Source organism: Nostoc sp. (genome assembly GCF_036917555.1).
In the GTDB taxonomy this organism is placed as follows: Bacteria; Cyanobacteriota; Cyanobacteriia; order Cyanobacteriales; family Nostocaceae; genus Nostoc.
The window spans coordinates 1-14,072 of sequence record NZ_JBALDD010000066.1; the positions used below are offsets into that span (position 1 = coordinate 1).

General features: G+C 41.0%; 13 protein-coding genes. 10 read left to right on the forward strand and 3 right to left on the reverse strand.

What is annotated here, in order from left to right:
* Positions 1 to 271 precede the first annotated feature (271 nt).
* The gene (locus tag V7K60_RS26380) at positions 272 to 934 is read right to left on the reverse strand and encodes a HEAT repeat domain-containing protein (protein ID WP_334929859.1); all 663 of its coding nucleotides are present in this window, start codon (positions 932 to 934) and stop codon (positions 272 to 274) included.
* Positions 935 to 1,126: 192 nt separating this feature from the next.
* On the opposite strand from V7K60_RS26380, the gene V7K60_RS26385 reads away from it, so the two are divergent.
* The 9 genes from V7K60_RS26385 (at position 1,127) to V7K60_RS26425 (ending at position 9,849) form a co-directional block, all read left to right on the forward strand.
* Positions 1,127 to 1,708, forward strand: a complete 582-nt coding sequence (locus V7K60_RS26385) for a phycobilisome protein (RefSeq protein WP_334929861.1) — start codon at positions 1,127 to 1,129, stop codon at positions 1,706 to 1,708.
* A gap of 475 nt (positions 1,709 to 2,183) precedes the next feature.
* Positions 2,184 to 3,047 (forward strand): phycobilisome linker polypeptide, encoded by an 864-nt coding sequence (locus tag V7K60_RS26390; RefSeq protein ID WP_334929863.1) that lies wholly within the window; start codon positions 2,184 to 2,186, stop codon positions 3,045 to 3,047.
* A 476-nt stretch (positions 3,048 to 3,523) separates the two neighbouring features.
* Positions 3,524 to 4,282: a phycobilisome rod-core linker polypeptide gene (locus tag V7K60_RS26395; protein WP_334929865.1), complete on the forward strand. Its 759-nt coding sequence runs from the start codon at positions 3,524 to 3,526 to the stop codon at positions 4,280 to 4,282.
* 212 nt (positions 4,283 to 4,494) lie between these two features.
* Positions 4,495 to 5,031, forward strand: a complete 537-nt coding sequence (locus V7K60_RS26400; protein ID WP_334929867.1) for a phycobiliprotein lyase — start codon at positions 4,495 to 4,497, stop codon at positions 5,029 to 5,031.
* Between the two features lie 100 nt (positions 5,032 to 5,131).
* On the forward strand, positions 5,132 to 5,773 hold the full coding sequence (locus V7K60_RS26405; RefSeq protein ID WP_334929869.1) for a chromophore lyase CpcT/CpeT: 642 nt from the start codon (positions 5,132 to 5,134) through the stop codon (positions 5,771 to 5,773).
* Complete coding sequence (locus V7K60_RS26410; protein ID WP_334823871.1) at positions 5,757 to 6,095, forward strand: CpeR family transcriptional regulator; 339 nt, start codon at positions 5,757 to 5,759, stop codon at positions 6,093 to 6,095. The genes V7K60_RS26405 and V7K60_RS26410 overlap by 17 nt, the downstream gene beginning before the upstream one ends.
* Positions 6,096 to 6,441: 346 nt before the next feature.
* A complete protein-coding gene (locus tag V7K60_RS26415) occupies positions 6,442 to 7,449 on the forward strand; it encodes a phycobilisome rod-core linker polypeptide (RefSeq protein ID WP_334929871.1) in 1,008 nt (335 codons plus the stop codon).
* A gap of 464 nt (positions 7,450 to 7,913) precedes the next feature.
* Positions 7,914 to 8,474: a pentapeptide repeat-containing protein gene (locus V7K60_RS26420; protein WP_334929873.1), complete on the forward strand. Its 561-nt coding sequence runs from the start codon at positions 7,914 to 7,916 to the stop codon at positions 8,472 to 8,474.
* A 466-nt stretch (positions 8,475 to 8,940) separates the two neighbouring features.
* Positions 8,941 to 9,849 (forward strand): M23 family metallopeptidase, encoded by a 909-nt coding sequence (locus tag V7K60_RS26425; protein ID WP_334929875.1) that lies wholly within the window; start codon positions 8,941 to 8,943, stop codon positions 9,847 to 9,849.
* Positions 9,850 to 10,161: 312 nt separating this feature from the next.
* On the opposite strand, the gene V7K60_RS26430 is transcribed toward V7K60_RS26425, so the two are convergent.
* On the reverse strand, positions 10,162 to 11,016 hold the full coding sequence (locus V7K60_RS26430; RefSeq protein WP_334929877.1) for a cyanophycinase: 855 nt from the start codon (positions 11,014 to 11,016) through the stop codon (positions 10,162 to 10,164).
* Positions 11,017 to 11,399: 383 nt separating this feature from the next.
* Entirely contained in the window at positions 11,400 to 11,603 is a 204-nt protein-coding gene (locus V7K60_RS26435; RefSeq protein ID WP_334929879.1) for a hypothetical protein, read from the reverse strand.
* A gap of 329 nt (positions 11,604 to 11,932) precedes the next feature.
* Between V7K60_RS26435 and V7K60_RS26440 the strand changes: the two genes are divergently transcribed.
* A complete protein-coding gene (locus tag V7K60_RS26440; protein ID WP_334929881.1) occupies positions 11,933 to 13,843 on the forward strand; it encodes an ATP-binding protein in 1,911 nt (636 codons plus the stop codon).
* The last annotated feature ends 229 nt before the right edge of the window (positions 13,844 to 14,072 follow it).

Genomic DNA, 14,072 nt, shown 5'->3' on the forward strand with positions numbered 1-14,072 from the left:
AATATTTAAATGTGTCGCTATATTGATCCGTTTCGGCATAGTTCATAGATGCACTCTTGACTTTTATCATAAGCGATTATGCGAACATGATATCATTTGACCAGCTTGGATATCAGTCACAAATGCCTCCTCATCTAGAAAAAGTTGATCTTTTATTCCAGGTTTTGGCAGATTAACCGGATATTTTGGTCAAATTTAAGGTAAGATAAAATATCTACTATCTATCTAACAAGTTTTCTCACAATATTACATTGCCGACAAACTTACACCGCTATTGTGGCAACAGGTCTTCTAAAGCAGCTCCGACAACTCGGTAATCCTCATCCTGTCTGAGTTGGTTCAGGGCTGCTTTGGCTTCCGGCTGATCAAATCGTTTGAGAGCATAGCTAACTCGCACGCGCATCCGCCAAGATTCATCATTTACCAACGTTAGTATTTGGGATAATGCCGCAGCATGTTGACTAGAATTAGCCAGTAAGCCAAGTGCATCAATAGAAGATTCCTGAACTGTGAAATCTTCATCTTTTAAACCCTGAACGCATATATCAAATAGTTCTTCAGGGCAATCCATTTCAGCGATCGCAGCCAAAATGCTCCGCCTAACTAGCCAGTGATCATCTTGATAATATGCCAAAACTAGATGAGAAACTGCGACTCTGCCAAATAGTGATAAAGAATTTGCCGCCTCAGCCCGCACGTTGGGGGTATCATCAAATTTCATAATTTGCATCAAGGCCGCAAAAGATTCCGCTGATTGTTGATTACCCAAACCCCTGGCCACAAAAGAACGCACCAAAAATTCTGAGTCATGAAGTTTACTTGTTAAGAGAGGAACTGCAACTTCTGATTCATAATCATTGAGGGCTGCGATCGCCTTCAAACGATAGTGAAAATCTGGGTTCTTTAGTTCAGCTTGGATTTTATGGATTTCCATAAGTGCATTTGGTACAGCTATTCTTTATTTTAGGGCATAGGGCATTGGGCATTGGAAAAGAAGAGGCAGGAGGCAGATCGCCCTTGGCGTCTCCCCTTGGGAGAAGGCAGAAGTTCTAAAATGTTTGAATTTTGAATTGATTTGTCCCCCTTGTCCCCATGCCCCATGCCCAATACCCTATTTCCTAAATCAATGACTCAATTAAGCGAAATCGTTAAAGAATTAATCGCCAAAGCTAGAATTGTCAGCTTTGCTGAGTGGGAACAGTCCCATCCAAAAGCAGCGATTGAAATATTTCAAGCTGCGGATGATGCTTTTCGCTACCTGAGCAATGAAGATTTATTACAGATTAAAACCTTGTTAGCCAATAATTCTGAGTTGATTCCTGTTGCTCAATTGTTACGCGATCGCGCAGCCGAAATCGTTGATGAATCTAGAGAACAAGTTTTGGCAACTTATCCCGAAATTATCCAGCCTGGAGGCGGTCTTTATCCACCTGAACGCGCCCAAGCTTGCTGGCGAGATTTTTGGCATTTTCTTCGCTGTATTACTTATGGCATAGCAGGTGGCCACACTGAATATACAAATCCCACAGGACTGCACTATATGAATTTGCTCTATCAGGAATTACAAGTTCCATTGGATGCAATGGTTTTAGGCTTAAAAAGCATCAAGGCTGCTAGTTTGAAACGCTGCCAAGCCGATCAGCAGCAAACTCTTGCTCCCTATTTTGACCATTTAATCAGCCAACTGGCTACTTTCCAAATTCAATAACTTACAGCAATTTTCATGTATTTGAACCACATCTGTCGTTAGGGCACAGCATTGCTGTGCCCCTACCGCGTGGTCTATTTACTAAAAGATAATCTTAATTAATTTTACATTGCGTAATATAGTTGAATTTATTCATGCCCACTGATTGAAATAAACTTGGGTGACTCAGCACGATTAATATTCTGGCTCAAGGGAATGATACAACACCATCACTCGTATCCCAATCGCAAATGAAATACTAAAAAAAAGCTGAGATTTTTTAAACCATTATTTAACTTAACAAATTTTAATAAATATGGTTTCGGCATCGTATCAGAATATGTAAGGACAAATGATGCAAAAACTTAAAATCATCAGGACTTATAAGGATTTAAAGTCTCTATGTCCTCTCCTGTGTCACCATGATATAAAGTTTTTTAACATTTGCTGAATATCCTTCTCATAAAATTTAGTTGTTAACTGGGAGATAGTTTGAATGGCTTTTGGACCAGCATCACGATTAGGGGTCGCTCTGTTTGAAGACACCGATCCCATTGATCTGTGGCCAAATCGCTCTAACGAGGATGTTGAAACCGTAATTAGAAGTGTCTACAAGCAAGTTCTAGGCAACGCTTATGTAATGGACAGTGAGCGGCTTTCCGTTGCTGAATCCCAACTCAAACGGGGTGAAATTAGCGTTCGCGGGTTTGTGCGTCAAGTCGGGAAGTCGGAACTTTACCGTTCGCGGTTTTTTGATAGCGCCCCTCGCTATCGGGCGATTGAATTAAATTTCAGACATTTCCTTGGTCGTGCGCCATTGGATTTAGAAGAAACGCGTACACACAGCACTATTCTGGATACAAAGGGCTTTGAGGGTGAGATTGATTCTTATCTAGACAGCGACGAATACCAAGAAACTTTTGGGGAAAACATTGTGCCTTATATTCGGGGCTACAAAACCGAAGCTATCCAGAGTTTGGTTCAATTTACCCACTTGTTTCAACTGGTACGTGGTTCCTCTAGCAGCAGCCTGAAAGGTGACTTAGCTGGCAAACAACCGAAATTAAACAGTCTGCTAATTCAAAGCACGCCTACCCCTGTGGTTTCACCAGCCAGCAAGGGTGCTGCATTCCGCAACCCAACATCTACTCCTCGCACTCGTCAAGGTGTGGGATCTGGTGATGATGGTAAGGTCTACCGGATTGAAGTCACTGGCTACAAGGCAAATGTGGTAAATAACATTTCCAAATTTCGCCGCAGTAACCAAGTCTTTTTCGTGCCATACAATAAACTTTCACAAGAGTATCAGCGGATTCACCAGCAGGGCGGTATGATCGCCAGTATTACCCCTGTCAACTAAAGAATAGAAATTGGGGATTTAGAGATTAGGGATTGAGAAATAATTCCGCTGTATTCAGTCTCTAGTCTTTAATCCCCAGTGTTGATCGTTCTAGGATTTAGGCAAAACTACACGCGCTTAGAGGCAATACCCTATGGTAAGCCGCAACTCTTGGAGACTCTTTGCATAGCTTGCTTCTTTAGTAGGAGTATGGGTTTACATAAATCGCCCTTACCTGAAAATCATTCTTTTCGGCTGTAGTTTGCGTAAATCCCGATCAATCAAAAGTTAGCCAAAGCGATCGCTAATCTGGAGTTTGACCAATTCCGCCGTCAGTTGTGATATAAGAACACATTTAATACACTTTCACAAACTAAAGTTTTACAAAAGCTAGTCAGTAGCAAAAATAACTGACAATTGATGGGAAATTCTACCTCTATAAAGGGGTAAGATGCTCGGAAATTTAATTTAATTAGCGTTTTTTAGGAGATACCTCAATGTCACTTTGGGTTATTGATTCACCTACTGTTGAGCTGCGTCCGAACACCAGCGAAAGTGAATTAAAAACACTGATTCGAGCAGTTTATAAACAGGTTTTGGGTAATGCTTACTTGTTGGAAAGCGAGCGACTAGCCACTGCTGAATCGCAATTGCGCGATCGCAAAATCAGTGTCCGCGAATTTGTCAACGCCGTTGCGAAATCAGAAATTTATCAATCCCTGTTTTTCAACTCTTCTTCCCAGTATCGGTTCATTGAACTGAACTTCAAACACCTGCTAGGACGTCCTCCTGCCGATCAAGCAGAAATTTCCGAACACGTCCGCATCTACAACGAACAGGGCTATGATGCTGAGATCGACTCCTATATCGATAGCAACGAATATCAGCAGAATTTTGGCGAGAATATTGTTCCCTATGTTCGCAGCGCAAGCTCCCAAATAGGAATCAAAAATGTTACCTTTAACCGCACCTTTAGCTTAGTGAGAGGATTCGCTAGCAGTGATAGCGATCGCAAAGCCAAACTGATTGGCGATATCGGTTCTAATTTACCCACATCCATCAAGGCTCCCACAGCTGGTTCTAGTGTCAGCAGCACTGATAAACGCTTCTTGATTAAAGTTGTTAAAGGTGCAGGCAATATCCGTACTCGTCTGGGCAACCTGGAATATATAGTTAACTACAACCAACTGTCTGGACAAGTGCAAAACATTCATCGCACAGGCGGCAAAATTATCAGTATCACTGAAGTTGCTTAGATTTGTCTAAGTAGGAGGCTGAGGACTGGGGACAAGGGGATAAAAGAAAACTCCTAACTTCTAACTCTTAACTCCAAACTACTAACTCAGCACTCAGCACTCCTAAACGCGGTTGTGGTCAAGGAGGCTAGCATATAGACTAGGAGAATAACTTTCTTTTTTGCCAAGATATCTCTTGGATTTTAAGCTACTTTTTTAAAATCACTTTTCTAATGGAAATTACTGAATTTTTTGAACTTTCAATTGGACGATGGCGATCGCAGCGAAGCGCTCATCATTTAGCATTCGCCCACTTTGAAGAAGTATTGTCTAACATTGACATTGAGTCTCTATCCACCAACGATCCGGCAGTGGTGGCAATCTGTCAATTGTATAACACTGAACCCGCCAGTATTACTCACCCCTTTCGGATGACTTGGGAAGGTGAGTCAGACTGGGACGATAAACCAATCTCTGGCAGTACTGTGCTAGTACCAATTCCCGATGTCGAAAATCCTTCTAGAGGAAAACTCCTGCGGGACAAAGGGTATGCCGAAACAATTCCAGCAGTGGCTAAATATCATCTGAGTGACAATGGTATTTTTACCCTGCTAACAGAGTATGAACTCGCTGCTGCTGAGGAGCGAATTTGGTTTGCTAACCCAAATCTCCGATTTCGGGTAGCGATGATTAAAACCAGTGATGGTAAAGGTGTGACAACAGCTTCTTTTTCTTCAGAGATTCGCTCTTTGTCAAGTTCAACCAATTAGTAAATATCAGGTTAAAACATAAAAGGATACAAGCTCCTAAATTTATTTATGGGGATTGTAATGTCTGAATGCGTGAATTTTGAATTTGGAGTGAAGCGACGTGACGATAGCGCCCAGCGAATCTAGCACCAACGCTAGCGATTTGCTCACCTTAGCCTGTTGGATGGCAGGAGATTTTAGCAACTACAAGCAATCTTTTGCAAATCCGCAACTTTACGCCCACATTCACATTTTTTTCCGTCCTTTACCGATTGAATTTTTTTCTGGCATCGGTTTCTATTCTGAACAAGTTTATGACCACGATTTATGGACACCCTATCGTCAGGGAGTACATAGACTAGTGGATTGGGGCGATCGCATTTATATCGAAAATTACAGCTTGAAAGACCAGATGCTTTATGCAGGTGCAGCTCGTGAATTAGATATCCTCAAAACCATCACCCCAGAAAGCATCGAACGGCGTTATCACTGTTCAATGGTTTTCCAACGAGAAGGTGAAATGTTTCGAGGTAATGTAGAACCGGGTAATCAATGTTTGATTAAACGCAATGGATGCCAGACATATCTTGTCAGCGAAGTAGAAATAACCGAGCGTACTTGGATAAGTCTAGATAAAGGTATGGACATTGCAACCCACGAGCAAATCTGGGGATCTACTGCTGGTCCATTACAATTTGAAAAACGGGAAAGTTTTGCTGATGAATTACGTGCGGTGAGCGCCAAAAATGTTGATTCAGCTTGAATCTGTTAAAACCAAAATGTTGCCTCCACTGGCTGAAAAAAAGATGCGCTGCTGGATTCGCAGCCGCCATTTGATTTGTTCGGGTAACTTTTTTATATTCGAGACATTAGAATACACAACGATTGAGAGATTCTCTGAATGCGTTGCTTCTTTAGGAGGGACAGTAATATGCGTTGACCCGGTTAATAAAATTTGGATGGGCGATCATCGCCAAGTTATTTTATATCAAGCAAAAGCTAGTTTACATACACCTCATCATACTTTGAAACAATACTGGATAAAATACGGTGGTTTCTACACTAGATTTGATGAGCGTGCTTGAGAGTTACTATCCTGTGGAAATTCTTCTGACAGGCGTCTACACTTCAATTCAAAATTAAGTTTTGAATTTTAAATACTCCCCAAGGGGGTTGACGGCTAATTGTTAATGTCTAATTGCTAATTTCTGATCGTGATTAGCTGTTAGTTATTAATAGTTAGCCGTCTAAGTTTGTTAGAAAATGTAACTAAAAAATTCACCAAAAGTTGATAAGTTAATATCAATAATCAGTAATTAGTAAATCTTAAGTAGGGTATGTTATGGCTTCGCTATTTAGTATTGCCACCCTACTAGAGAAATTTGATTTTTACTTGACAAATTACTCACTCCTACCCACACTAACCTAAGTATGCAAACCTTCTTAGACGAAGAAACCAGACGACGCCAATATCAAGCATTTCCTCAAACAGAACCCATCGAACTGTGGACTACTGCTTCAGTTGATGACATTGAAATTGTAATTCGGGCAGTTTATCGGCAAGTGTTGGGTAATGCCTACATCATGGAAAGTGAGCGGCTCGTAGTTCCAGAATCCCAACTCAAGCAAGGGATAATCGATGTGCGTGAGTTTGTGCGTCAAGTTGCCAAATCAGAGTTATATCGCTCCAGATTTTTTGATAACGTTTACCGCTACCGTGCAATTGAACTGAACTTCAAGCACCTGCTAGGTCGCGCTCCCGATGACTACTCCGAGACGAAATATCACAGTAACATACTAGATGAGAAGGGTTTTGAGGCGGATATTGATTCTTATCTTGATAGTGACGAGTATTTAGATGCCTTTGGCGAGAACATAGTGCCATATTACCGGGGTTATAAAACTCAAAAGGGCAAAAAGATATTGGAATTTACCAATATGTTACAACTGGTGCGGAGCAACTCTAGCAGTGATAAGAACTTAGCAACAAATAATGAACCTCAGCTGGTGCGATCGCTAATTACCAACGCTCCTTATGGTAGACAGAAACTCACGGATATTAGTGCATTGCTGGCTGAAGTATTCAAGCCGAAGCCAGAAACTGCTGCTCCAGTTAATACCTTTCTTGCAGCTTCTACAGCAGCCGAGCAAAGCTTGCGGCAAAAGATTCAAGACCAAGAAAGCCAGATTGCAACTTTGCAACAACAACTAGCAGACTTACGACCCTTTGCCACTATCGGGACAACAAAATTTAGTAGTAGTTTGCAGTCTTCTGGTTTGCCCACCAGCACAGGCAAATATACATCTTTGCAACAGCAAGCTGACGCCCAAGAAAAACAGATTGCAGCTTTGCAAGAGCAAATTGCTGATGCTCGACGGTCTGCGACAATTGGGGAAGCTCGGTTGAATAAGTGGCGCAGTCGCGTTTTTAATGGCTAATTTCTCTAGTGTTTAGTTTTATCGGGTGGGTTAGGCTTTTCTTAACTCACCCAGCCCTCTCAATACGAACAAATGAACTACTTTAGTAAAGTTTAAAACTATTTCCCAGGATTGAATATACGGAAAATTATTTTGAAAATCCTTGATTTGACTTAAGACCTATATTAATAACCTGACACGATAATAAGCAGACTCAACTTCAAACCCTACTTAGAGGGCTTGTATCTTATTATGTAAGGATTTTATGACATCGTAGGTCTACCAAAGAGAGATGCATAAGCAGGTTCGCATGGGTTAAACCCCTGATTCGATATAGCAGAGCATACAGATATTAATTCCAACTATCTAGATATATTAAATACCTAAATATAAAGATACTTATAAATCGAGATATCTTGAATTGCAAATATCAAGGTATTTTGGTGGCTTTAAGCACTGAAGACTAGTACCGCAAGGCGGAAGTCATGCATTCAAAAGTCAAAAGTCAAAAATTGTGGCGTGAATTGGGTGGTAGAGTCGATCTCGGCAGACAAAGCACAATTCCCGAAATTGCCGACCGAGTTTATCAATTGTGGCAAACTCAGAACGTCCTGCTAATTTTCTACGATGTCAATTGCCTACCTGAAGCTTTTATACATGAACTTATCCGGGATTTTTGGCTACCATTGGCGACAAAAGCAAGGGAAGCTACCCTGCAAACTAGTGACTTGAGTGAAGCAGACTTGCAAAGAGCTAATCTTTCACGAGCAAAGCTGATTAATACTCGGCTCAATGGAGCTAATTTAGCGATCACTCAACTTACTGGTGCTTTTATTTACAACTTTGAACGGACATCAAAAACAAAATTAGCAGGGGTAGAGTACAATTACATTTACACGCAATTACCTACCAACGATAACCCCGATCCAGGTCGTAAACCGCAAGTAAACGGTAGAATATTTAAACCAGGTGAGTTGGCTGAGGTATTGATGACTTTATATTCTACACAATCAACTGGACACAAAGGCGATCGCAGCATAAACTAGAAACACTTCAGGCAGAATGGGATCTGTACTATCAAAAATTATCTAAGTTGTGTCACGCTTCAGCAGCTGAGAAGTTTCAATTAGAACAGCAAATTTTTGATGAAAAGACGAAACTGGCATATCTAGAGAATGAAATGAAAAAATTGAATCTGCATTGCAACCATAGAATTTACTAAAACTTCATTCAATCATGGGGAAAACTAATATCGTGTCCGGCTAAAGACTTATCATTCAGACCGCAGTTATTGCTGGGAGCAGGGGGAAAGAGGCTTTTGGGATTTTTGCACAGATGCGGTAATCATAAGAAATTAACCGGACTTGATATAAGACTTAGTTGGTGAATTCAAAATCTAAAAACCTAGAAAGCTACAAACTCACTAAAGATTTCCTGATATTTTCCGAGTAAGCTTGAAACAACAAATAATCAGAAAGTGTCTGAATTATTGTTCTAATAGACTTGCAACTTATGAAAAAAGCTATAATTTATCGATACCGTACTTATGCACTAGTTGGGTTAATATCCTTAACCGCTGTATTAAGTACAGCTACATCTGCCTTAACACAATTGGCAGGCGATTCCCCAATTGGGCAAACTCCTATCCCTACTTCTAACTTAATCTGGCCAACTAAAGGGTTTATTTCTCAAGGTTTCCGCAAATATCAACATGAAGGAATTGATATTGCAGGGGCATCTGGAACTCCTGTTGTTGCTGCGGCATCCGGTACAGTTATCAAAGCAGGTTGGGATAATTGGGGATTAGGAAATGCCATAACTATTAAACATCTCGATGGCAGCATTACTGTTTATGGCCACAATCGCCGTTTGTTGGTGAGCAAGGATCAACAGGTCGTTCAAGGTCAAATTATTGCCGAGATGGGATCTACAGGCAATAGTACAGCACCTCATCTGCACTTTGAAGTTCATCCAAATGGTCGAGTAGCAGTTGACCCCCTTCGTTTGTTGACATCCTTAACTGCAACTGGTTCTAAAGTTCAGCAAGTGGATAACCCGAACCGCCCAGTCTCGCCACCCCCAGCAGCAAATCAAGCTTCACCCTCACAGCAGCCAATTCCTATAGATTTTGCACCTATAAGCACTGATACTAAATGTAATGGAATTAGTCTTATTGAAGGTGAGACTGCAAGCTCTCGTGTAAAAGTCTGTGAAGAAAATGGTCAATTATTTTATATTGGGCAATTGAAGCAAGCCCCAAGCAAGCCTATAAAGATAGCAGCTTTGAATATTGGTAAAGACAGATATCGAGCAGATAATGGTAGTTTTTATTATTTAGTCACTCCACAAAGAGTTGAAGTTTGGCGAAATGGCAGTCAGATTCGTTCTGACAGTTTTTATAGTTTAACGAAATCGCCTTGATATTCTTTTTGCCTTACTTTGGTAAAGATGGTTATTTAAAATATCACTCTTTGCTATACCAGATTGTTAAAAATTTATACCAATTCAATTAATGGTTGCAACATATTCTTGGGTAAAGACGCGATTCATCGCGTCTCTACAAATGGTCTATTTATCGCATTCTTTTTTCAAATTGGTATTAGCTACTGCGCAAACTTTATTTCGCTTATACTCAATTTTTGAATCGCTTGATGTCCCCTGCCTACCAAAATTTGAGGCAGGGGTATTACAGCGATTAGATAAAACTTTCAGTTTAAATACACTTACTAAAAGTTAAGTGTTAACTGAAGCAAGTGGTTGAGAGCCATTTGGCACAGAGCCATTATTTAGGATCGGCTGACGAGTTTTCAGGTCAAATTTGAAGCCATGTGGCAAAATATGAAGCTTTGCTCCACAAATTGCCAAAGACTCATCCTTCAAAATTTCGCCCATATTGTTATATGTAGCTTCTGATTCATCAACAATCGTAACCGCACCTGCACCAATTACTTCAATTTGGTTATCTATCACTACCATAGCGGTATTTTCGTCAATACCAAATCCCAAGACAGCAGGCTGTAGTATCAAAGCTGATATTAAACGTCCCAAGCGTCCCCGTTGGGAAAAATGCTGGTCAATTACTACCCCTGGTAAAAATCCCAGACCTGGGCCCATTTCGACAGTTTCAATCCGAGGATGTGTTTCTGAGTCGCCTTCCACAATCATTACGTCTGGCATCACAGCAGCTCCGGCACTTGTGCCTGCGACAACTACACCTTCAGAGAAGCGTTTGTGAATCGCCGCATCGATTTCGGTGTCCTTGAGGATGCTGGTAATACGAGCTTGATCTCCGCCTGTAAAAAATACCCCAGTTGCTTTACCAATAGCTTCCAGTGCGGTAGATGAAGATGCATCTTCACGGGTTTCTGTGTCAATAATGCGAACAGTTTCAGCTCCCAGGCGCTGAAACACTCTGATATAATTTTCTCCCACTTCTCTTGGTAGTTCTGTTGCTGCTGTCAGAATTACAATATACGCCTTTGTACCCCCAGCACGTCGTACAAAGTCCCGCAAAATTACAGAATCTCCCTCTTTATCTTCGGCTCCCCCAATAATTACCAACTGCCTTTTAATATTACTTTCCACCATGATGCCCCCTGGATTTAAGTTAATAAATCTCACTAAAACATGACAATTCAATGTATCAAATCATCCCTTTGATAGATTACTTGATAAAAGTTGGGTGAACATTTGCGTAAACGCAAACGCGAGTGCGTCTGTCTGCGACACGCTGCGCAAACGTAGAAAAGCGGCTTGTCGTTAGACATCGCAATTAGACCACAAGACTTTTGCGAAAAATTATCTAACATTTTCAATTACTAAATAAAATCTACAACGTCAACTGCCTCTAGAAGTATTTTCTAAAGGCATTATTGGCTATATTGCTAATTGTCAATTGGAGATTTATCTGCGATGTGAGTAATTGGTATTGACTCTAGCCAGATGCAATTTAGATATCTGAATCACAAGTCCTAATCAACCTGACTCTTGTGAAGCAAGTTAGTTAAGAAAAAACGTGCTTGTTCTAGTGGGAGATGCCGGGGTTTGCCTTGGTAGACAATTTGATACTCATTCATGTCTGCCCCATCTCCATGTCCAGAGATCAGCTTTTGGTGAAAAGCTTCGTCAGCAAGTTCTCGAATTTCATCTCTTAGAGCAGCTTGTGTGCTATTCATAACTCTGCTGTTTTTTTCTGCTGTCTTTTTAATGCCTTATATCTATTTATACAATTTTTGGATGAGTGTTGCACCTTTCAAAGGTTATATCTTTGATTATTCATGAGGATGAATTGACTGTTTTTGATTCCTAGCAGAAGATTGGAGATTTAATTATGCCTTAAGATAGTTAAAAATGCTTAGTAATAGAGTTAGCGTGGGTTCTGATTAGCTCAGTGGCAAAGCCATCACTCTCCAAAATTAACCTGAGTCAATCTACAATCAATAAGTCTGAGTAACTACAACTCAGCATTAAAATTTCAGGGTGTTTAGCCGAAGGTTCGTAATCAATGGTTTTACAAAAAAGCAGTGAATTAGTCCGCATTAATGCTAGAAGAACGGATGTATTCGATATTTTCAACTTCAAGCATTACCTTGGCCCCAACCCTTATTTAAATGTCGGGGCGCTAGTATTTGATTTTGCTCTAATTGACTCTAGAGAGCCTTTGCCCATTGAAGATTATATTGCCAGCATTGGCGATCGCTATCCAAATATTCGCGATCAAACCTACGAATCTTATGCCCATCTCTTTGCCCAAGTTGTGTCCGAAGCCGGAAAATTGGACATGGATTTACACCTTAACCACTGGAGCGTTAAGGCATATCCAAATCTCACGCGGATTAGCCTCCAATCACTACATGAACGCACAACTAGAGAGGTAATTTACTTTGTTTGGGATTGGTTTGAAGCCATTACCCAAGACGAAGACTTTACCTTTGATGAGCAGCTGGTAAGGCTGCAAGATAGATTTCGCGCATCTGTCTACGGTGGCCCCACGGTTTACGCCCTATTGCGAACAGCATACCAAAAAGGTATTCCCGCCTTTTATTTGTGGGAAGAAGGATTGATGCAATACGGCTTGGGAAGAAAACACGTCCGGGGGGTAGCAACAACATTTAACTGTGATAGCCATCTAGATTCGGAGTTTACTACCCGCAAAGATGACTGTAAGGCATTTTTGAAAACCTTGGGTTTCCCAGTGCCTGAAGGTAGTATTGTCTTTTCAGAGAAAGAAGCCTTGGCAGCAGCAAGAGAAATTGGCTACCCAGTGGCAGTTAAGCCAGTGGTAGGTCACAAAGGAATTGGTGTTACGGCTGATGTACAAGACTCAAAAGAACTGATATCTGCTTATAATCGTTCACTGGCAGCGATTCCCGAAAATCAGCAAACCCGAATAATTGTTGAGAAAAGCATCACAGGATCGGATTTTCGTTTGTTGTGTGTCAATGGTCGATTTGTCGCTGCCACAGAACGCCGTCCAGCATCAGTTGTGGGTGATGGCTATTTAACGCTTGCAGAGTTAATTCGCCAAGAGAACCGCAAACCTGCACGTTTAGACACGCCAACCTCGCCGATGAGTAAAATTCAGATCGATGAAGCGATGGAACTCTACCTAGACGAACAGCGCTTATCATTAGACAGCGTGATTGAGAAAGGACGCACTGTTTACCTGCGAAAAGTTGCCAACCTTTCAGCTGGAGGTATGAGCATCGATGCAACCCCGACAGTTCATGATGACAATATTATCTTGGCGCAAGATATTGCCCAACATTTCCAGCTAACTTGTCTGGGGATTGATGTGATCACCAAAAGTCTCGCAGAATCTTGGAAGTCCAGTAACTTTGCCATCCTGGAAATTAATGCTGCACCAGGCGTTTTAATGCATCTTAAACCTTCTGTTGGTGAAAGTGTTGATGTACCTTCTCATATTTTAGAAACCTTTTTTGAGTCGGGTACAGATGCCAGGATACCAATTATTACCTTTAACAAAATCTCAGTTGAAGAACTACAAGCGACGATTGACCATATCCTTTTGCAAAATCCCAACTTTACAATAGGTGCTGTTTGTCGTGATGCCGTTTTTGTGAATCGCTCGAAAAAAGTATTAAGCAAAGATTACAACACTAATGTTCAAACTTTGCTGCGTCATCCCAAACTTGATTTGCTAATTGCCGAGTATCCTGAAGAAATCCTCGAAGAACAGGGCATATTTTACCAGAATAGTAATATCGTAGTTTTGGATAATCCTACCGAAACTGAGATGATTTTGGTACGGGATGTTTTCGATGGTTCGACTGTGGTGATTAGAAAAGGCAACGATATTTCTATTCGTCGCAAAGGGTTGATTGAAGATTATACTTTGGGTGAAGATGAACCATTTACGCGGGTTTATTTGAAGGAAACTGGAGCGATTTTGTAAGTTAAGTAAATATGGAATGGGGCATGGGGCATGGGAATGAGTGAGCAGGGGAGCAAGGGGAGAAGAATTAATATCCAATGCCCAATGCCCAATACTTCGGCTTCTCTTCGAGACGCTACGCGAACGCTCAGTACAAGTGCCCAATGCCCAATTCAAAAGTAGAGAAATTAAAGAGTAGCTAGAGTCAGCTAAACTAAAGAGGAAATTGCCTAATAAGTTTTAACAATGC